Origin of the sequence: Vibrio sp. RE88 (assembly GCF_013113835.1) — a bacterium.
GTDB lineage: Bacteria > Pseudomonadota > Gammaproteobacteria > Enterobacterales > Vibrionaceae > Vibrio.
In genome coordinates this window covers 834,227-855,247 of the sequence record NZ_VTYQ01000003.1, presented here as the reverse complement: position 1 = coordinate 855,247, position 21,021 = coordinate 834,227, and the positions used below count along the sequence as shown (strand labels likewise).

Annotated in this window: 17 protein-coding genes and 1 other RNA gene; 11 read left to right on the top strand and 7 right to left on the bottom strand. The window is 46.0% G+C overall.

The window, feature by feature from the left end; all coding sequences use genetic code 11:
- The first annotated feature begins 259 nt into the window (after positions 1 to 259).
- Both F0265_RS09905 and F0265_RS09900 read left to right on the top strand, forming a co-directional pair.
- Complete coding sequence (locus F0265_RS09905) at positions 260 to 2,626, top strand: S8 family serine peptidase (protein WP_171748709.1); 2,367 nt, start codon at positions 260 to 262, stop codon at positions 2,624 to 2,626.
- Between the two features lie 9 nt (positions 2,627 to 2,635).
- The gene (locus F0265_RS09900) at positions 2,636 to 2,983 is read left to right on the top strand and encodes an ATPase (RefSeq protein ID WP_038156476.1); all 348 of its coding nucleotides are present in this window, start codon (positions 2,636 to 2,638) and stop codon (positions 2,981 to 2,983) included.
- A gap of 27 nt (positions 2,984 to 3,010) precedes the next feature.
- Here F0265_RS09900 and F0265_RS09895 read toward each other — a convergent pair whose 3' ends face one another.
- Positions 3,011 to 3,742 (bottom strand): hypothetical protein, encoded by a 732-nt coding sequence (locus tag F0265_RS09895; protein ID WP_253809389.1) that lies wholly within the window; start codon positions 3,740 to 3,742, stop codon positions 3,011 to 3,013.
- A gap of 253 nt (positions 3,743 to 3,995) precedes the next feature.
- On the opposite strand from F0265_RS09895, the gene F0265_RS09890 reads away from it, so the two are divergent.
- The gene (locus tag F0265_RS09890) at positions 3,996 to 5,477 is read left to right on the top strand and encodes a BCCT family transporter (RefSeq protein ID WP_171748708.1); all 1,482 of its coding nucleotides are present in this window, start codon (positions 3,996 to 3,998) and stop codon (positions 5,475 to 5,477) included.
- Positions 5,478 to 5,543: 66 nt separating this feature from the next.
- Here F0265_RS09890 and F0265_RS09885 read toward each other — a convergent pair whose 3' ends face one another.
- A complete protein-coding gene (locus F0265_RS09885; protein ID WP_171748777.1) occupies positions 5,544 to 7,184 on the bottom strand; it encodes a mechanosensitive ion channel family protein in 1,641 nt (546 codons plus the stop codon).
- Positions 7,185 to 7,406: 222 nt separating this feature from the next.
- On the opposite strand from F0265_RS09885, the gene F0265_RS24685 reads away from it, so the two are divergent.
- The gene (locus tag F0265_RS24685) at positions 7,407 to 8,717 is read left to right on the top strand and encodes a PAS domain-containing methyl-accepting chemotaxis protein (RefSeq protein WP_171748707.1); all 1,311 of its coding nucleotides are present in this window, start codon (positions 7,407 to 7,409) and stop codon (positions 8,715 to 8,717) included.
- Positions 8,718 to 8,950: 233 nt separating this feature from the next.
- A complete protein-coding gene (locus tag F0265_RS09875) occupies positions 8,951 to 9,760 on the top strand; it encodes a M15 family metallopeptidase (RefSeq protein WP_171748706.1) in 810 nt (269 codons plus the stop codon).
- Positions 9,761 to 9,815: 55 nt separating this feature from the next.
- Here the strand turns inward: F0265_RS09875 and ssrA are convergent.
- Positions 9,816 to 10,182: a transfer-messenger RNA gene (gene ssrA, locus F0265_RS09870) on the bottom strand.
- Positions 10,183 to 10,249: 67 nt separating this feature from the next.
- Positions 10,250 to 10,735 carry an SsrA-binding protein SmpB gene (gene smpB / locus F0265_RS09865; RefSeq protein WP_006959632.1) on the bottom strand — a complete coding sequence of 162 codons (486 nt, stop codon included), beginning with the start codon at positions 10,733 to 10,735 and terminating at the stop codon, positions 10,250 to 10,252.
- A gap of 118 nt (positions 10,736 to 10,853) precedes the next feature.
- Between smpB and F0265_RS09860 the strand changes: the two genes are divergently transcribed.
- Both F0265_RS09860 and F0265_RS09855 read left to right on the top strand, forming a co-directional pair.
- Positions 10,854 to 11,297, top strand: coding sequence for an SRPBCC family protein (locus F0265_RS09860; RefSeq protein WP_006959631.1), 444 nt, complete (start codon positions 10,854 to 10,856; stop codon positions 11,295 to 11,297).
- The gene (locus F0265_RS09855) at positions 11,287 to 11,640 is read left to right on the top strand and encodes an RnfH family protein (RefSeq protein ID WP_006959630.1); all 354 of its coding nucleotides are present in this window, start codon (positions 11,287 to 11,289) and stop codon (positions 11,638 to 11,640) included. The genes F0265_RS09860 and F0265_RS09855 overlap by 11 nt, the downstream gene beginning before the upstream one ends.
- Before the next feature lie 154 nt (positions 11,641 to 11,794).
- On the opposite strand, the gene bamE is transcribed toward F0265_RS09855, so the two are convergent.
- From bamE to nadK, 3 genes are all read right to left on the bottom strand, one after another.
- Positions 11,795 to 12,154, bottom strand: coding sequence for an outer membrane protein assembly factor BamE (gene bamE, locus F0265_RS09850; protein WP_006959629.1), 360 nt, complete (start codon positions 12,152 to 12,154; stop codon positions 11,795 to 11,797).
- 189 nt (positions 12,155 to 12,343) lie between these two features.
- The gene (recN, locus tag F0265_RS09845; RefSeq protein WP_171748705.1) at positions 12,344 to 14,008 is read right to left on the bottom strand and encodes a DNA repair protein RecN; all 1,665 of its coding nucleotides are present in this window, start codon (positions 14,006 to 14,008) and stop codon (positions 12,344 to 12,346) included.
- Positions 14,009 to 14,215: 207 nt separating this feature from the next.
- Positions 14,216 to 15,100, bottom strand: a complete 885-nt coding sequence (gene nadK, locus F0265_RS09840) for an NAD(+) kinase (protein WP_019274185.1) — start codon at positions 15,098 to 15,100, stop codon at positions 14,216 to 14,218.
- A 144-nt stretch (positions 15,101 to 15,244) separates the two neighbouring features.
- Here nadK and grpE point away from each other — a divergent pair, with 144 nt between their 5' ends.
- From grpE to dnaJ, 4 genes are all read left to right on the top strand, one after another.
- Positions 15,245 to 15,850, top strand: coding sequence for a nucleotide exchange factor GrpE (gene grpE / locus F0265_RS09835; RefSeq protein ID WP_019274186.1), 606 nt, complete (start codon positions 15,245 to 15,247; stop codon positions 15,848 to 15,850).
- Positions 15,851 to 16,137: 287 nt separating this feature from the next.
- Positions 16,138 to 17,415, top strand: coding sequence for a dicarboxylate/amino acid:cation symporter (locus tag F0265_RS09830; RefSeq protein WP_099609651.1), 1,278 nt, complete (start codon positions 16,138 to 16,140; stop codon positions 17,413 to 17,415).
- Between the two features lie 357 nt (positions 17,416 to 17,772).
- Positions 17,773 to 19,686, top strand: coding sequence for a molecular chaperone DnaK (gene dnaK / locus F0265_RS09825; protein WP_171748704.1), 1,914 nt, complete (start codon positions 17,773 to 17,775; stop codon positions 19,684 to 19,686).
- 179 nt (positions 19,687 to 19,865) lie between these two features.
- Positions 19,866 to 21,011, top strand: a complete 1,146-nt coding sequence (dnaJ, locus tag F0265_RS09820) for a molecular chaperone DnaJ (RefSeq protein ID WP_095664653.1) — start codon at positions 19,866 to 19,868, stop codon at positions 21,009 to 21,011.
- Positions 21,012 to 21,021 lie beyond the last annotated feature (10 nt).

Below are 21,021 nucleotides of genomic sequence, written 5' to 3'. Positions count from 1 at the left end.
AATAAAAACTCAAATAAAATAACTACAAATGCATTTTGTGTTATTAACTAATTGCTTTTTAAGGTTTTTTATTAACCATTCAATGTTAACTAGCCCTGTTGTTTAATTGATTTCTTGCCTGTTTGTGAATGTTTTATTTTATAAAATATTGGATGTTTTATAAGCATACTTTATAGCTAGTGCTCTCTTGAGTAGTTATGAAGAATGACTGTTCATGAGAATAAAGTGAATAATAATAGCTCAAAAAGGATCAGAGCAAATGCACAACATGATAAATAAAACCAAAGGGATATTCGTCCTATCGTCAATGACAGTGGCTATGGCTGGTGCTACGTCTGCTTTTGCAGCGTCACCAATGGGCTTTAATGAGGCCGATCTCCCGACTAAATATATAGTCAAGTTCAAAGAAGATGCACCTGCACCATTCTCAATGGCTCGTTCAGCAGTGGCTCCATCGAAAGCGCGTGAAGCGGTGTTAGATGAAGTGAAAGCTCGCAAAGTAGAGAAATTGGGTAACCAAGCACTTTACAGTGTGGAAGTGGATGACAGCGAGCTGTCGGCACTGCGAGAGAATAGCCAGGTTGAATATGTTGAGGTCGATCCTCCACGCTACCTACTGAGCGAGACCACGCCTTGGGGCTTCAGTGCCGTTAACGCTCAATTGTTGAGTGACTCCAATGCGGGTAACCGTACTGTGTGTATTATTGATTCAGGTTACGACATCAGTCATAACGACCTGAGTGGTAACCGTGTCCAAGGTACCAACGACAGTGGTACAGGCTCATGGAGCTCTCCGGGTAACAATAACGCTCACGGTACTCACGTTGCAGGTACCATCGCTGCGATTGCTAACAACGAAGGCGTTAAAGGCGTGATGCCAAACCAGAACGTGAATCTGCATATCGTTAAGGTGTTTAATGAAGCGGGTTGGGGCTACTCTTCAAGCTTAGTGAAGGCGATCCAGACCTGTGCAGATAACGGCGCAGACGTGGTCAACATGAGCCTCGGTGGTAGTCAATCGAGCCGAACAGAGCGCAACGCACTTCAGTCTATATACGATGATGGCGTTCTGCTGATTGCTGCGGCAGGTAACTCAGGTAACACAGCGCACAGCTACCCAGCTTCTTATGATTCTGTGATGTCAGTGGCGGCAGTGGACAACAAAAACCAGCATGCGGCTTTCTCTCAAGCAACCGATCAGGTAGAGATTGCAGCGCCAGGTGTGGCGGTACTGTCAACCGTAACTGTCGGTGAAGGTGTGCTTTCAGATATTACGGTTAACGGAGTGAGCAACTTCGACCGTGGCGTCGTTCCACATAACCGTAAGATCCTAAAAGTCCCGGCTGACTTTGATAACCCATACAAGTCAGCTCCAATTGCAGGCACTTTTACCGCGCCTCTTGCGGCTTGTGATATCTCGTCAGGCAGCTACAACTGTGGCGACATGTCAGACAAGATTTGTCTGACTGAGCGTATCGATAATCAGGCGACGGGCGTTCGTCCAGAAATCAATCCAGTGAAGGCATGTTACAACGCAGGTGCTAAAGCAGCGATCGTATACAGTAACCAAGAATTATCAGGTTTACAGAACCCATTCGTACTGGATGACAACGACGACTATCGTATGGTTTCTGTCACAGTTGACCGTGAATTCGGTCTAGAGCTGGCGAATCAGCTTGGTCAAACTGTCACAGTTAAAACCACTATGGGCGAAGACTACGAGTACTACAATGGTACATCTATGGCGACGCCACACGTAACGGGTGTTGCTGGTTTAGTCTGGAGCTACCACCCAACGTGTACGGCACAACAAGTACGTAAAGCGCTGACAGCATCGGCAACAGATATCGATTCTGAAGGCCGTGACAACCGTACAGGTTATGGTTTGGTGAATGCGGATGCGGCGAAGACTTACTTGGACTCTGGCTGTAATGGCCCAGTCGATCTAAGTAAAGTACTTGAGAATGGTGTAGCGAAAACTTCACTATCTGCAGGAAGCAAATCAAGCACAATTTACACCTTCGACGTTCCTTCTGATGCAACTCAAGCGACCTTTAACCTAAGTGGTGGTACAGGTGATGCGGATATGTACGTGCGTTTTAATGGTACGCCTAGCACCAGTACCTATGACTGCCGTTCATGGGAACAAGGTAATGGTGAAAGCTGTTCACTGAACGTAAGTTCTGCGGGCACTTATGAAGTATTGGTGTACGGCTACTCTGCGTACAGCGGAGCCTCTCTGGTTGCAACGCATAACGGTGCAGATTCTGGGAACCAAACGCCATCAAGCTTTACTAACTCAGATACCATTGCGATTCCAGATAACAACAGCGCAGGTGCGACTAGTTCATTAGACGTATCACGCTCTGGCGACGCGGGTTCGGTATCCGTTGAACTGGACATCAGTCACACATACATCGGTGATTTACGTGTTACGTTAACGTCGCCGACGGGGCATCAGGTGACACTGCATGACAACACTGGCAGTTCGGCGAACAACATCAAGGAAACTTACCAAGCTGACTTTAGTGGCTTTGAATCTAAAGGAATCTGGAAATTGAACGCAGTAGACAGTGCTAACCAAGACACGGGCAGCATCAATAGCTGGACACTATCATTTCAATAAGGAGTGAGTATGAAGAAGCAGATATTAACGTCATTGCCATGTGTTGGCGCTCTCAGCCTACTGGCCGCGACTTTCTCCGCCAGTGCAATGGCAGGAAATCCGGCGTTTCCCCCAGTGGATAAGAGACCTGCACAGGCAGCGGCAGAGCAACCGCGGTTCTTTGTGAAGTATCATGAAGGCAAAGAGCAGCAAGCTAGAGAGCTTCTTCATTCTAATGGCATTGAAGTCGTCGACGCACTGGATAATCAGCATGTGCTGGTGGTGTCGGCCACTCAGGATCAAATCGATAAGCTGAGCAATGATGAGCTGATTGATTATGTTGAGCCTGAGCCTATTCGACGTCTTTACTCACAATAAGTAGCGCGCCCCAAATGGGGCGCTTTTTTATGCGCTTTCCAGTAGGGATCTCACATATTGATTTCGATGGTCTGAGATACCTCGGCGGCGACACTCTTGCGCCGCTTTACGGAAGTTGCCCGTGTGAATATGCTGATTAAATTTTACAAATGTATTTTTAAGCTTGGGCATGCCTAAGTTAAAGATCATATCAAACAGCGCCAGCTTGACGTTGTCTGGTAAACGCTCAAAGTTTGCCTTGCCATAAATAGCCCACAGTTCGTTCTCAAAGTTTTCGATGTGCTGCTCCATCATGATGAGCATGGCTTGGTCACTCAGAACCAAGCCAGTGTGCTTTTTGTAAAAACCTGCACCGTACTTTTGCCCATAGGGAAGCTTCCTTATCCGTGTGAACTCTTTAATGATCTCTGATTTTGTGGCTCGTTTCCCCGAAGATAGATGGAGAAACTCCAATTCCGCAGCCTGATGCGCATTGGCAATCAAGTGCCCAATCCCGGTTGTCACGTGTCCTTGGGTATCGAGGTACATGTGAGGCACTTTACCTTCATATTGTTCAAGGTTGTGGCAGAGGGTGTGTTTCAATTGGCAGCTACCAGCCGGACGGGAAGCGCCTAATTGTTGTTTTGGATTTTTTTGTCCCGGTACGCATCCTAGCAGCATGGCTTTGACTTTATCTTTGGCCTGTTGCTTCCAGCGTTTCTTGAGCGATTTGAAATATGATTTTCCCGGTATCAAGGTGATGACTTCTACTAATGACAATGATTAGCGATTATAAACAGCGATATGAGCATCGACGTCGAGAAAAGTGTTAACGAGTGTGTTGATTATCAGCAAGACAACAGTTCGTCTAATCGGCATTAATCTCAAGTAACTTGGGGGGGATAAACAAATTTTTCTGTCTGTGATTGGTTGCGCATTCCTGATGAGGAGAAACGATTGTTAATAGACAGTAAACAGGCGTGGCGGCACAGTAGTTCTATACCTATCTTCGCCTCTAAAGGCTTATCAAATTATGAATTCAAATCACCTTCAATCTCGCGTGATTATGGGGTTTGCTATTGCTACGGCTGCTATCGTAACCCTGTTTCCTCAGTTTAGTGTGTACAAAATTGCAGAGCTGACCAACCTAGTTATTGCTCAACTTGATGATGAAGTGATCTTACTCTCCACGTTGGCATTTGTTACCTGCGCGGTATTGTGTCTGTCGCCTTTAGGAAAGGTGAAACTGGGCAACCAACAACCAGAGTTTAGCTTCATCTCTTGGCTCGTCATGCTCTTTACGACAGGCATGGGGTCGGGGCTGATTTTCTGGGGCGTTGCAGAGCCTATCTTCCACTTTGCCAACATGCCACCTGTAGAGGTGGTCAATGATGCGCAAGATACAGCGCTCGCCCTGACGTATTTTCACTGGGGGGTACACGCATGGAGTCTCTATGCGTTAGCAGGGCTATTGATGGGGTGGCTAGCTTACGTTAAACAGCGGCCAATGCGTGTGAGTACCTCGTTTTCTCGTCGCCGCACGGGTTGGCTAGGTGTTGTTGATTTGATCGCTGTGCTGGCGATTTTGTTTGGTATCGCCGGAGTGCTGGCCAACACCATGGCGCTGGTCGAGCAGGGTGTGAGAAGTTTGACGGGCACGACGGCTGACCTGACTAACCTGCGTATTGGGCTGACCATAGTCATTGGCGTGCTGTTTACTTTTTCCAGTGTTCTTGGGCTTGAACGCGGGATCAAGCGGCTGAGTAGCTTCAATATTTGGCTGATGGTCGCGTTGCTAGGTTTTGTGCTTGTGAATGTTGATATTGCGGGTGTGATTGGCCGTCTTGCCAGTTCGCTGGAAGCTTACATCGCGATTCTGCCACAGGTTTCGCTGTCAGCCATCGAAGGTGGAGAGAAGTGGAGCCAAGGGTGGACGGTGATCTACTTAATTTGGTGGATTGCCTGGGCGCCATTCGTAGGGCCTTTTATTGCGCGTATCAGCCGTGGTAGAACCGTTCGCCAGTTTTTGTTTTGTACGGTCATGGTACCCACTTTGGCGTCGATTGTGTGGTTCTCAAGTTTTGCCGGAGCGGTGTTTGAAAGCAGCTATCTCAATGAGGTGGTTACAGCTGTGCAGCAGGATTATACGAAAGGTCTGTTTAGTTTCTTTGAACACTTACCATTAAGTGGTGTTCTTTCTATTACGGCGTTAGTGCTGTTGCTGACGTTTGTTATTTCCAGTTCGGATTCAGCTATTTATGCCGCAGGCATGCTGACGGGAGATGAGCGCACCAGCAGTAAAGTCAGTTGGTCTGTCATTGTTGTTGTGATGGGCCTAGCACTGGTCACCATTAACGATGTCGACCTGAATAAACAGGTTGCGATTGCTGGAGCAATCCCATTTACCTTAGTCATGGTGTGTCAGGCCATTGCCGTGTTGATTGAAAAGTGGCTACCAAGCAAGTTTGCTACACGAAGTGAGCAAAGTGATTCAGGCTCCCAGCCACAAATATGATCCGATTGCCGTAAAGTGAAATGGAGCAATCCCTATGGGTTTAGCCATTGCTCCATTTCAATCATTTTAAGTGAGCGCTTCTGATTCGGAGCGGCCTTGTTCTGCTGTGTTTGCTGCCATGTGCAGGTAGGTTGTTTGGGCTGGCAGAGCAAACTCTGCGTGATTGGCTTTTACAATTTGTTCGATACGCATCAGCAAATCTTGCTGCAACTGCAAGAACTCATTTCTGTCTTTGGTATCAATATGAGCCAGCACATCAATGTTTAGGCTGTATTCACCAAAGGCTGAGAAATGGACTCGTAACGGGGATTCGAGAACGTCGGGGTGGGCGAGAAGCGCTGTTTTTATCTCATACGCAATTTGCTCAACCTGCGGCATAGTCGTCTCGTAACGCAGACCTATCTGAGTGGTAAACGGGTAGCGATCACGACGTGTGAAGTTGATGATTTCCATCTTGACCAAGTCGCCATTGGCAATGGTGATTTGGGTGCGATCTTTGGCCCGAATTCGTGTCGAACGAACGCCGATACGCTCAACAACACCAGAGACTTGGCCAATTTGGCAGTAATCGCCAACGGACAATGATTTGTCCATAAACAGGATTACGCCACCGATCAGGTTTTCCATCGTCGGGCGAATCGCCAGAGCGATGGCCATACCACCAAGGCTCAATCCGGTGACGATGCCGTAGACCGGCACACCAATGCGGCTTAAACCATAGCCAAAGATGGACACTGCCAGAGCGGATCCGATTAACGTGCCGACAATTTGTGTCACGCTTTGGCGCAGGTTAGACGCCTGCTCACCTCGATTAGGCAAAACCGTGCAGGCCTTATAGCCAATCAGGTAAGCGGACTGAGTCACTAACAGCCAGATCAACAGCTCACCAGAGACGTTTAACGTCGACATCAGCTTGCCCGTCATATTGATTTCATGACTGATCAGGTACAGAAAGCCACCAATCCCCAAAGCCATAAAAATCGGCGTCATTATGGTGTTGCCAATAAAGCGATAAACCGCATAACCATAAGCAAACAACGCGATGCTTACCATTGCTAGTGCGAGCCATTGCCAAATTGCTTGATCGGAAAATTCTTCCATAAACACATCGGGGAGGGCTTCAATATAACCAAACCAAGCGGGAGGAATCAGCTTCCCGGCACTCAGTGAGTAATACTGGTAAAAATCTTCCACGGTGCCGTTACGGTTAGGTAGATGCTTGACGAGCTGATAGCTAGAGTAGAGTTTATCGACGGTTTGAGCGGAAAACAGGTATTTGCCATCGGTTTGTTTTTCAATGACCAACTGAGTATGTGGCAATCGCCAGTAGCTCAGCTTTTTTTGATCAGGAATCGATGCAGCGTCAAATTCAGGTAGACGATCGAGAATTTCTTTCATCAACATGACGGACTCAAGTGCGACTCGCTGCTGGCTCGATTTAGGCACGTCAGACAGGTCAAAGCATTGCATCGCTTTATTGAACAGGGCGTACACTGATTGTCTGGCCGCCTCTTTCTCTGCTGCGGGGAGAGAGGGGAGCTCTAGCAGTGTTTGGTTCGCCTGTTCGACTAAGCGTGTGAAGCTGAGGTAAGTTGCTTGTGGGCTACTGGTGTCCGGTGGTGCCAATGGGAATCTTTCTGCTGCAAATGTATAAAAACAAGAGAAAAACAGGCTAAAAACACATAAAACTCTGAGTACAGGAATCATCACTGATGCACACCTTAGTTATTGGTCTATTGGCACCCATTAATCTAATTAATGGGTGGTTTGTTGCATAGTTAAACCGATGTTCTCACTCAACTTTCATGAAAAACTGCGCTCTAAGTCCTTGAGAATAGCGGCTACTGCTACCCCTTTAGAGGTGTGTGCATAATTCAAACCAGCAACCATACTTAAAGCAATTCATTGAGTATGAAGAGCGTGCAAGTTATGTGGCCATTTGACAAAAACAACGAAGAATCTGAACAAGAGCTTAGTCTCCAGCATCACAATCATCTCATTGTTGCTTCCATGAGCAAGTCGTTAGTTACGATTGAATTCGATACTCAGGGGCACATCCAAAATGCCAGTCCATTGTTCTTACAAGCGATGGGTTACCAACTTGAAGAGCTAATGGGTAAGCATCATCGAATATTTTGTGATAAGAGTTATACCCAAAGTGCTGATTACTCGCAGTTCTGGCAATCTTTAGCGCGAGGTGAAGTGAAATCCGGCACTTTTGAACGCTACAGTAAAATGGGGGATTTGGTCATTATTGAAGCGACCTACTTTCCCGTTTTCGATGATGACGGTACTGTGAAAAGCGTGATGAAAATTGCCAGTGACGTCACTGAAAAAGTGAAGAAAGCTCAGGCGGATAAAGATCTCATTACAGCGTTACATCAAAACTTTGCCGTGATTGAATTTCAGCCCGACGGCACCATTCTCGATGCGAACAAGAATTTCCTCTCCGGCTTGGGGTACGCCATTGAACAGGTTCAGGGCCAACATCACCGTATGTTCTGCTTCGATGATTTTTATCAGGAAAATCCAAACTTTTGGCGCGAACTGGCCCAAGGTCGTGCTTTCTCCGGTCGATTCTTGCGCAAGACCAGCTACGGAGAAGAGTTATGGATTCAGGCATCTTACAGCCCGGTGCGTAACGAGAAAGGAGAAGTGTACAAGGTGGTGAAATTTGCCTCAGACATTACCAATGATGTGACTCGCGAAATGGCGATCTCAGAAGCGGCAAACATCGCTTATTCAACCGCGTTGCAAACATCGCAAGTGGCTCAGGAAGGTAATCAGGTGTTGCAAGATACGGTCGGGATTTCACAAAGAATGATGGATAACCTGACAGTATCGATCAGTCAGGTCGAAGAACTAGCGTCGCTCTCGGATGATGTGTCTGAAATTGTAAAAACCATAGGCAGTATTGCCGAGCAAACTAACTTGTTAGCACTGAACGCTGCTATTGAAGCAGCACGTGCTGGTGACCAAGGCCGAGGCTTTGCCGTGGTAGCCGACGAAGTGCGTCAGTTAGCTTCAAGGACATCGGAGTCTACGGAAGAAATCACTCAGGTGGTCAACAAAAATATGTCGCTGACCAAAGAAGTCACTCAAGCGATGAATGACGTCAATCATGTTGCTCAGGAAGCCAGTGGCAAGATTCAAACCGTCTCAGAGACGATGGACGAAATACATACCGGGGCCGAAAGTGTCGCCTCCGCGGTGAATAGTTTCAAAGGCAACGAAAGTTGATTAAATCCATATCGCAAAAACTCAATAGAAAGTTGTTGGCTTTCTATTGAGTTTTTCTATCCGTTTGCATACGGAATCTAAATGTTGCTTTCATTCTTAAACGCGTACTTGAAAGCTTCTCGGAGTCAGAGTCACAATTTGACGTAAAGTCAGTGCTTTAAATGTCTCGCCTAATCAGTCATTTCGCTAGAATATGCCCATCTTCTGGCTACCAATACGTTGAGATAAGTGAAATGAAAAAACATTGGCTGGGCTTGCTCGCTGTCTTATTGAGTTCGACGGGGTACGCTAAAATCGCCCCTGTTTCGGAGTGGCAATGTGGCATGATGAAGAAGCAGGGAGTATTGAGTGCAGGTGCTCCGGTAGGCTGTGATAGGCTTTCTAAAGTGGATTTCGACTTCGTCACTTTTGATGGTCAAACGAAGCAAGGCAGCATGATCGTGTTCGATGTTGTCGCGCCTTCCGTTGACCAGATTTTTGCAGAACTGCATAAACGTCAATTTCCTCTTCATTCCGCTCGTTTGATGCGTGAATTCAAAGGTGATGATAATGCTTCGATGGCCGCGAACAACAGCAGTGCTTTCAATGCTCGCCCCATCACAGGTGGGTCCAGTTGGTCGAAACATGCTTACGGTGTCGCCATTGATATCAACCCAGTACAAAACCCGTTTCTAGAGTTTGGACCAGATGGAAAAATTACCGTCAAACCGATTCAATCTGTAGACAACTATATCAACCGAACTCGTTTTCGAGCTCGAAATGAGATCGAACGCCAAGGCATGGCCGAAGACGTCACGGAGCTTTTCGCACACCACGGATTTCTTATTTGGGGTGGTGATTGGAATACACCGATAGACACCCAGCACTTCGAAGTCGGCTCACGTCAATTCATTGAGAAGTTATTAACTCAACCTAAACCCGCTGCAATGGAAGCATTCAACCAATACGTTGCGTCATATCGCCACTGTTTCCAGCAAAATGAAGCAGAGGGCAGTGAGAAAGCGCGAGCGATGTGTGCGTACAAAACAGCACAGACATTTTAAGCTCGACTGAATACAAAAAGGCCCAACTCGTAAGAGCTGGGCCTTTCCAAACGTTTGGTGGAGCTGGCGGGAGTTGAACCCGCGTCCAAAAACCATTCATCATTGGTACTACATGCTTAGTCGATCTTTAAATTCACCAAGTACCTGCGAACCGACACGCCAGTAAGTGACTATCCTGAATTAAATTTCGCCGTTCATCTCTCAGGCGGGAGAATCCGGGCTAGCGCGTTTGGGTTTGATCTCTCGTTGGTCCCCGTCTTACGTGCGGAAGCTAGGGCGAGAGAGCTCTGAGCAGGTTATTAAGCTGCTAGTGCGTAGTTTTCGTCGTTTGCGACTATTTTTTTGCGGCTTTTTACGTGGCCAACCGCCCCACGGCATGCACCTCAGACTGCAAAATTCCTGTCGAATCCTAAATCAGCCCCAAAGTGTTCTTCGCATAGTACCAGAAAAGCGTAACCTGTCTAGACTTGTGCGTTTAAGTGCTCAATATTAGCGCAGCGAACTCTTCATTACGCGAGCTTTTTCTCTCGCCCAATCTTTTTCTTTCAGATCAGTACGTTTATCGTGCAGCTTCTTACCTTTTGCTACACCGATTTTCATCTTCACCCAAGAGCGAGACCAGTAGAGCGAGAGTGCAGCAAGCGTCATACCTTCACGGTTAATTCGACCAAAAAGGTTATCAAGCTCACGACGGCTCATCAGTAGTTTACGAACACGTGTAGGGTTCGCCACAACGTGTGTCGATGCTTGGTTAAGAGGAGTAATAGTCATACCACTCACAAAGGCTTCACCATCTCGCATAAATACGTAACTTTCTGCGATGTTTGCTTTGCCTTCACGAAGTGCTTTAACTTCCCAGCCTTGAAGCTCCATGCCAGCTTCGATTTCATCATCAATGAAATATTCGTGGCGAGCTTTCTTATTGACAGCGATGGTATTGCTACCCGCTTTTTGTTTCGATTTTTTCTTTGCCATAATGGCTGCATTATACGGTCAGGAACTTAGTTAGGAAATCCCTTTATTTGCGCTGAGTGCAAATAAAAGTAAAATTGGTACATGCCTGCTGTTTAGGTGTGCGCTATGAGGAGTCTATATGAAGCAAGTCAGCCGTTCTGCGCTGGTATCGTTCAGTGCTGAACAGATGTTTAAGCTGGTAAATGATGTAGCCAGTTATCCTGAATTTTTACCCGGTTGTTCAGGCTCCCGAGTGATTGAATCCAGTGGTTCTGCCATGGTTGCTTCCGTTGACGTTTCGAAAGCGGGCATCAGTAAAACGTTTACCACTTCAAATGAGCTCGTCAGTGGTGAAGCGATCTTAATGAATTTGGTTGACGGCCCTTTTAAGACATTGAAAGGGGGTTGGTTTTTTACTGCCTTAGACGATAAAGCCTGCAAAGTTGAGCTTAAGTTAGAGTTTGAATTTTCCAGCAAAATGATCGAAATGGCTTTTGGTAAGATTTTTAACGAGCTTACCAGCAATATGGTGAATGCGTTTACTCAACGCGCTAAACAGGTTTATCCGTGCTATGAGTATTGAGTCTGATATGATCCACGTTGAAGTGGTTTACGCTCTCCCATTAGAGCAACGGGTATATACCTTAGTGGTCAATAAGTCGATGACGGTTGAGGAGATCATTAAAGAATCTGGTGTTTTAGAGCAATACCCAGAAATTGATCTGACCAAGAACAAAGTGGGAGTGTTCAGCCGCAACGTGAAGCTCAACGCTACGATTCGTGATAAAGACCGTATTGAAATTTATCGCCCACTGCTTGCAGACCCGAAAGAAATTCGCCGTAAACGCGCTGAGCAAGCCAAAGAATCAGGGGCAGCAGACCCAGTCACTGGCGGTAAAAAGAATCCACTTAGGAAGGAAGATTGAGCGTAATTAGCTTTTAAGATAATCACCTTTCTTCTGGTTGATTTACTTAATGCTAAAACAAAAGGGTTGACGCTATGCGCCAACCCTTAAAACTTTCTCGCTTCTCGCTTCTCGCTTCTCGCTTCTCGCTTCTCGCTTCTCGCTTCTCGCTTCCTTAATTGATTCCTTCAAAGAAATCAGAGCTAGGTGGGAAGTCTCCAGTCACATCGACCAATTGGCCTTTATCGTTGAAATTGACGATCAAGTCCTTCTGCACCGAATCTTTGTGCCCTTCGGTATGGTGGTAAATGTAGTACCAAGTATCAGGATAACCGTTTTCAATTAGCATTGGTGAGCCCATCACGAAGCGTACCTGCTCTTTGGTCATACCAAACTTCAGTTGATCGACGGCTTGTTGTTCAACATAGTTACCTTGGTTGATGTCAATTCGATATACCAGCTTTTCTACCAAAGAGCAGCCAGTCAACAGTGTCATAGAGAGTGGTACAGCGATTAGCCACTTTTTCAATTGCATACGGATAAATTCTTGTAACGGATATTTCTCAAATTGGGCTGATAATAAACAAGCTGAGCGCTAATGTAAAAAGCTCATCTTGTTTTGAACTGTTTCAGACCACGATTTTTGAATTTAGTTGCAAACTCGTACCAAAATTCCCCTAAGTAGGAACTTTGGCGCTAAGTTGAGAATCAGCCGTAGACTCTATCAAGCCGCAATCAGTAACTCTTTTGCATTCGCCAAGGTTGACTCTGTAATTTCACTGCCGCCAAGCAATCGGGCCAACTCGGATACGCGCTGCTCGTTATCCAGCGTATGCATCTGAGTTTCTGTTTTTCCGGCTTTAGTTTGTTTAGCCACAAAGAGCTGTTGATGGCCGCATCCCGCAACCTGAGGCAGGTGAGTGACACACAGAACTTGAGTTGATTCACCAAGCTTACGCAGCATTTTCCCGACGACAGCGGCAGTTGGCCCACTGATGCCCACGTCGACTTCATCGAAGATCAAACTTGGGGTATCGACTTTCTGTGCTGTAATGACTTGAATCGCTAGAGAGATTCGTGACAGCTCACCACCAGACGCTACTTTTGCGATAGGCTGCATAGGCTGACCTGGGTTGGTTGAGACCACAAAACAGACATTATCCATTCCGAGTGGAGAAGGGTGAGTACACTGCTTATCCACTTCAATACAGAATTGTGCTTTTTCCATGCTGAGCTCGTGCATGCTAGCAGTGATAAGCTTGTTGAGCTCTTTAGCGTAGCGACAGCGAGATTTGTGAAGCTTTTCCGCTGAGGTCAGGAAAGTCTGATACTTGGCTTCAACTGCTCGCTCTAATTCTTCCAGCTTTTCATCGGAGCAATCTAAAGCCTCGATTTGTGACAACAAATCTTGGTGATGCTGATATAGCTCATCTGGAAGTACATGATGTTTACGCGCCATCGACATGACTTTTGAGAATCGATCTTCAACAAACGCCATACGAGCAGGATCAACATCTATGTTGTCGAGATAGCCACGCAATTCACTATTGGCTTCTTCGATTTGGATGATGGCTTCTGAGAGCATGTTTGGCAGTTCTGCAAGCGCTTCATCCAATTCAGCAAGCTGGATCAGGGAGCTACTGGCTGATTGGAGAATACCAAGCGCATTAACTTCTTCACCTTCGTAAATAAGCTCGATGGCTTGTTGGCAGGTGGCGGCGAGTTCTCCGCTGTTAGACAATCTTTTGTGTTCCTGTTCGAGTTCTTCATATTCATCCTCGCCAAGAGAGAGCTCGTTAAGCTCTTTGATTTGGTATTCAAGCAGTTGTTTTTGTGCAAGGTTAGCTGCACTATTTTCTTTTAACTGCTTAAGGTTGTTATCGGTCTGGCGCCAATTTTGGTAGGCGTTACGAGTACCTTTTAAAAGGTTTGTATGGCCTGCATATTGGTCCAGCATGGCCATCTGGTAGTCACTTTTCATTAGTTGATGGTGCGCATGCTGACCATGGATATTGATCAGTAATTGCCCAAGAGTTTTTAGTTGAGAAAGTGGTACCGGGCTGCCATTAATAAAGGCTCTTGAACGGCCTTCTTTATTGATGATGCGACGCAAGATACAGTCACTACCTTCCAGCAGATCGTTATCTTCTAGCCAACGCGTTGCGTGAATGTTGTTCTCAAGGGAAAAGGCCGCACTGACTTCGGTTTTCTCTTCCCCCTGACGTACCATGCCGGCTTCCGCCCGACCACCTAAGCAAAGACCTAAAGCGTCAATTGCAATAGATTTACCCGCACCAGTTTCTCCGGTGATGGTGGTCATGCCGTGAGATAGCTCCAGCTGTAGAGATTTAACAATAGCGAAATTATTAACACTTAGATGAGCCAGCATTTTGTTGTACCTGTTTAAATGAACAATACTGTATAAGAAAACAGTATATACTGTTTCTTTATACAGTAAAGGTGGTGATGAAAATTTTTGTGAGCGGGATCAGGAGTGTGCTTTGCTGGTGTGATTGTTGAGTGGGAGCCGTTGCGTTACGAAGGCTTTAAACAAAAAGGGCTGACGCTTTTCGTCAACCCTTAAAACTTTTCTCAATTAGAACAATTTGCTCGACCAGCCTAGTTTGTTCCGCAATACATGATAGTAGCTGTAGTCTTTAGGATGAATGAGCTTAAGAACATTAGGGCTCTGGTAGATGTGGATTTCGTCACCCGGTGAGACAGGTAAAGAAACTTGTCCATCACAACCCACTTCTTGGGTGCCACGGTTATCCGGTGAAACAACCAATTTGATACGACGCTTACTATCAACAACCAACGGGCGGCTCGATAATGTATGGGGGAACATAGGAACGAGCGAAATTGCATTAAGGCTCGGTGACAGAATCGGGCCGCCACCGGACAATGAATAGGCTGTTGAGCCTGTTGGAGTTGAAACGATCAGCCCATCCGCTCGTAGTGAAAAGGCAAAACTTTCATCTATATACACCTCAAACTCGATCATATGGGCAACTTGGCCTGGGTGTAGCACCGCTTCATTCAATGCAGCGTTGTGGCTTTTTATCTGACCGTGGCGATGGACTTCCGCTTCCAGTAAAAAGCGCTCTTCTTCGATGAACTCACCTGCGAGGACTTTCTTCAGCGCCGACTGAAAATCTTCTGGATTGAGATCGGTGAGAAAGCCAAGATTGCCTCGGTTGACACCGATAACCGAAATATTAAATCGAGACAGGACTCTTGCGGCACCAAGCATATTGCCATCCCCGCCAACGACAATGGCGAGATCGGCGGCTTTGCCTAACTGAATCAGGCTCGCAAAATGTTCACTTGGTACGTCGTCTAGAATTTCAGCCAGTCTGTCGTCAATAAAAACCTGATACCCTTCCGATTGAAGCCAGATATAAAGCTCTCTATGAGTCTGAATGGCTTGCTGATCTCGGGGTTTACCAATGATGGCGATCACTTCAAAAGGCTTTTTCATAGGTTTTCCGCACTAAATAGGCTTGATTCGACAATCTTCATCCCCATAATAATGGCAAGTTAGCTATTTATGCGAATTTTTATGTATCTAAACGCGATAAACGTGACGGTTTAGATACAGATGGAATTGAATTCTGGAGATATCATGAGCAACGAAGAAAACAAGATCAAAGAAGAAGAGCTACAGCAGCAAGACACTGCGCAAGAAGTTGAAGCAGAAGTTGTAGGTACTGACGCTGATATCGAATGGAACGAAGCAACTGAACAAGACGAACAAGAGTCTAAGATTGCTCAGCTTGAAGCAGCACTTCTTTCAAGTGAAGCTAAAGTCAAAGAGCAGCAAGATTCTGTTCTGCGTGCTAAGGCGGAAGTTGAAAACATGCGCCGTCGTACCGAGACGGAAATTGACAAAGCTCGTAAATACGCATTGAACAAGTTTGCGGAAGAGCTACTACCTGTTATCGACAACCTAGAGCGAGCGATCCAGGCTGCGGATACAGACAACGAAGCGGTGAAGCCAATTGTTGAAGGTGTAGAGCTGACGCATAAAACGTTTGTTGATGCTGTTGCGAAATTTGGCCTGAAGGAAATTAACCCAGAAGGTGAAGCGTTCAACCCTGAAATGCATCAGGCGATGTCTATTCAAGAAAGCCCAGATCATGAGTCAAACACTGTGATGTTTGTTATGCAGAAAGGCTACGAGCTGAATGGTCGTGTTATTCGTCCTGCCATGGTGATGGTAGCAAAATAACTGCTTAATCCAAACTGATTAAACTTAAAAAAGAGAGGCTTTAGCCTCTCTTTTTTTGATCTCGTCAGAGCTCTCAGAATGGCCAAATTAACACATTGATCTAGTGAATTATTCTTGGGTTAAAGTTTATACGAAAATTAATTTCCGATTAGAAATATGTAACATTATCGTAAACAAATACTTTATTTTGTAACTTTTGTGTGTATTATGTGCGAACTCTGCCGTAAAACTCGGCGGAATAAACTATAAAATCATAAAATACAAACACAACATTCTGGAGATGAATGATGGATAAATCGCTTTCAAGCAAGATATTTGTAGGCTTGTTCGCTGGCCTACTGATTGGTACTGCGATTCAGTACCTGTTTAGCGGAATTGCTATCTTTGACACTTACCTACTGGGTGCCGCAGAAGGTGCTGGTGGTATGTTCGTATCCCTGATCAAACTTCTTGTTGTTCCACTAGTATACGTTTCTATCGTGTGCGGTATTGTGGACCTAAAAGACATCACTGCGTTTGGTCGTCTTGGTGGTAAAACTTTTGCCCTATACATCTTTAACACCATCATCGCGATTACTGCGGCACTGACTGTTGGTCTTATTTTCCAACCGGGTGCAGACGCGAATCTAGCGGGTACAATTTCAGAAACGGTTAAGCTGACGACGACTGAAACACCTGACATTTTCTCACTGGTCGTTAACATCGTACCGAGCAACCCTGTTCAGGCATTTGCTAACGGCGACATGCTGCAAATCATCTTCATGGCAATCCTAACTGGTCTTGCTATTCAAGCACTTGACTCACGCGGTGGCCCTGCGATCCGTACGTTCAAGATGGCTAACGAAATCATGATGAAGCTAGTTGGTCTAGTTATGAGCCTAGCGCCATACGGTGTATTCGCTCTAATGATTCAATTAGGTGCAACGCTAGACGCGAACACGCTAATGTCTGTAGCCGGCTACGTAGCACTTGTTGTCGCAATGCTAGTGTTCTGGATCTTCATCTTCTACCCAATGGCAGTAGGTATCGCGACAGGTACTTCACCAAAGACGTTCCTGCGTGCAACTCGTGAACAGATCCTGTTCTCTCTATCTACAGCTAGCTCTAACGCGACTATTCCAGTAACTATGCGCACTCTGACTGAGAAACTTCAAGTTTCTAAATCAGTGGCAGGTTTCGGTGTACCACTTGGTGCAACAATGAACATGTCTGGTGTATCGATCTACATCGCACTGGCAACTATCTTTGTTGCGAACGCATTTGGTCAGCCAATCAACACTGCTGACGTCTTCACTCTAGGTCTAACTATCCTGCTTCTATCTATTGGTGCTGGTGGTGTTCCTGGTGGTGGTGTAGTTATGGTTGGTGTTCTTCTTCACCAACTAGGTTTACCACCTGAAGGTCTTGCAATCATCGCCGCAGTTGACCGTATCAACGATATGTTCTGTACATCTTCTAACGTAGTGGGCGACACAGCTGTAAACACTATTGTTGCTAAAACAGAGGGTGAAATCGGTAAAGACGAAGCTGAAGTTGAAGCACAACCTGCACAAGCGAATGCTTAATCTTTAAAGTGTCGGAATTTGAAAGCGAGGCCAAGTGCCTCGCTTTTTGTTCCTAGCATGCCGTAGTGACATGAATCGGGTTTCGAGCATTATCATTCTAGGGAATGAAGATGTAAGTTTCGGGGTCCCATTTAGTGAATGCATGACTTTGAAATCCGGTCTATTCGCTTATCCTCAAATCTTTTTTCACTTTTTTTCACTTCTTCCCTTGAAAAGCCATTTACAGCCCTTATCTATTGGGCATAAGTGAAGCAAACAAAATTATTTTAGTTTGTGAGTAAGGGTTGAAACCCTATTCTCCATCCCCACATAGGGGATATAGCAAAACGAAAATAGAATTTATTCGGAGATAGCCTGATGGGTAAAATCATTGGTATTGACTTAGGTACTACTAACTCTTGTGTTGCTGTTCTAGACGGTGACAAACCACGTGTAATTGAAAACGCAGAGGGTGAGCGCACCACTGCATCGGTAATTGGTTACACAGACGGTGAAACGCTAGTAGGTCAACCTGCAAAACGTCAAGCAGTTACTAACCCAACAAACACGCTATTTGCAATTAAGCGTCTTATTGGTCGTCGTTTCGAGGACGAAGAAGTACAGCGTGACATCGAAATCATGCCTTACAAAATTGTTAAGGCAGACAACGGTGATGCTTGGGTTGAAGCACAAGGCCAGAAAATGGCGGCTCCTCAGGTTTCTGCTGAAATCCTAAAGAAAATGAAGAAAACTGCAGAAGATTTCCTTGGTGAGGAAGTAACTGGTGCAGTTATCACAGTACCTGCTTACTTTAACGATGCTCAGCGTCAAGCAACTAAAGATGCTGGCCGTATCGCAGGTCTAGAAGTTAAACGTATCATCAACGAACCAACAGCTGCTGCTCTAGCATACGGTCTAGACAAGCAAGGTGGTGACCGCACTATCGCTGTATACGACCTTGGTGGTGGTACATTCGATATCTCTATCATCGAGATTGATGAAGTTGAAGGCGAAAAAACGTTCGAAGTACTAGCAACTAACGGTGACACTCACTTAGGTGGTGAAGACTTCGATAACCGCATGATCAACTACCTAGTTGAAGAGTTCAAGAAAGAGCAAGGTATCGATCTTAAGAACGATCCTCTAGCAATGCAGCGTGTTAAAGAAGCAGCAGAAAAAGCGAAAATTGAGCTTTCTTCTACTTCTCAAACAGACGTAAACCTACCTTACGTGACTGCAGATGCGACTGGTCCTAAGCACATGAACGTTAAAGTGACTCGTGCGAAGCTAGAATCTCTAGTTGAAGACCTAGTACAACGTTCTCTTGAGCCTCTAAAAGTTGCTCTAGCTGACGCAGACCTATCTGTAGGCGACATCACTGACGTTATCCTAGTAGGTGGTCAGACTCGTATGCCTATGGTTCAAGAGAAAGTGGCTGAGTTCTTCGGTAAAGAAGCTCGTAAAGACGTGAACCCTGACGAAGCAGTAGCAATGGGTGCTGCAGTTCAAGGTGGTGTACTTGCTGGTGATGTGAAAGACGTACTTCTACTAGACGTTACTCCTCTGTCTCTAGGTATCGAGACTATGGGCGGCGTAATGACTAAGCTAGTTGAGAAGAACACCACTATCCCAACGAAAGCGAACCAAGTTTTCTCTACAGCAGAAGACAACCAGAATGCGGTAACGATTCACGTTCTTCAAGGTGAGCGTAAGCAGGCGATGTACAACAAGTCTCTAGGTCAATTCAACCTAGAAGGTATTCAGCCAGCACCACGTGGTATGCCTCAAATCGAAGTAACTTTCGACTTAGATGCGGATGGTATCCTACACGTATCTGCGAAAGATAAGTCGACTGGTAAAGAGCAGAAGATCACTATCCAAGCTTCTGGCGGTCTAAGCGACGAAGATATCGAGAAAATGGTACAAGAAGCAGAAGCTAACAAAGAAGCGGACAAGAAGTTCGAAGAGCTAGCTACTGCACGTAACCAAGCTGACCAAATGATTCACGGTACTCGTAAGCAAGTGGAAGAAGCAGGTGACGCACTTCCAGCTGAAGAGAAAGAGAAGATCGAAGCTGCAATTACTGAACTTGAAGAAGTGAAAGGTGGCGAAGATAAAGAAGCTATCGACGCGAAAGTTCAAGCGCTAATGGCAGCGGCTCAAAAGCTAATGGAAATCGCTCAGCAGCAAGCTCAAGCTCAACAAGCAGGAGCAGAAGCTGGTGAACAGCCTAAGCAAGAAGAAGACGTTGTTGACGCTGAGTTTGAAGAAGTTAAAGACGAGAAAAAATAATTCTCGACTCTGACTTAACTTAAAGTAATATGCGGGCGTTTGAGGTAACTCACACGCCCGCCTGTTTGTAAATACGCTGTCTTTCCAGATAAGCACTTTTGCACAAAGCCTTTATCTAGAACGATACAAACACCAAGCGACAATCGGTCGTTTGCAGTAATAAATTGGTGACGAAGAACATGTCAAAACGTGATTTTTACGAAGTATTAGGCGTAAGCCGAGATGCATCAGAACGTGATATTAAAAAGGCGTACAAGCGCCTTGCAATGAAATTCCACCCAGACCGCAACCAGGGTGATGAGTCTGCTGCAGAGAAGTTTAAAGAAGTAAAAGAAGCGTACGAAATCCTACTGGATCCTCAGAAAAAAGCAGCCTACGACCAATACGGTCACGCAGCCTTCGAACAAGGCGGCATGGGCGGTGGTGGCTTTGGCGGCGGTGCTGGTGCTGATTTCGGTGACATTTTTGGTGACGTGTTTGGTGATATCTTTGGCGGTGGCCGACGTGGTGGTGGTCAGCAGCGCGCGCAACGCGGTGCAGACCTGCGCTACAACATGGAACTGTCGTTAGAAGAAGCCGTCCGTGGTGTTTCAAAAGAAATCGAAGTTCCAACGCTTGTGAACTGTGATATTTGTGATGGTAGCGGTGCGAAGAAAGGCTCGTCTCCTGAAACGTGTGGCACCTGTCACGGTCACGGTCAGGTTCAGATGCGCCAAGGCTTCTTTGCTGTTCAGCAAACCTGTCCTACCTGTCATGGTAAAGGCAAGATCATCAAAGACCCTTGTAACTCATGTCATGGTCAAGGCCGTAAACAGAAGACGAAAACGCTTAACGTTAAGATTCCTGCTGGTGTTGATACTGGCGATCGTATTCGTCTTTCTGGTGAAGGTGAAGCGGGAGAAATGGGCGCTCCAGCGGGTGATTTGTATGTACAAGTCCACGTCAAAGAGCACCACATCTTCGAGCGTGATGGCAACAACCTTTACTGTGAAGTGCCTGTCAGCTTTGCAATGGCGGCACTGGGTGGTGAAGTTGAAGTACCAACACTGGATGGTCGCGTGAACCTGAAAGTACCAACCGAAACTCAAACGGGTCGTATGTTCCGCATGCGTGGTAAAGGCGTGAAGGGTGTTCGCGGTGGTGGTGTTGGCGACCTTATCGTTAAGCTGGTTGTAGAAACTCCGGTAAATCTGAGTACTCGTCAGAAAGATCTGTTGAAAGAGTTTGAAGAGTCTTGCGGTGGTGAAGCAGCAACAAAGCACAAGCCAAAAGCTGAAGGCTTTTTCAATGGCGTGAAGAAGTTCTTCGATGACCTGACTAGCTAAAAAACAAATT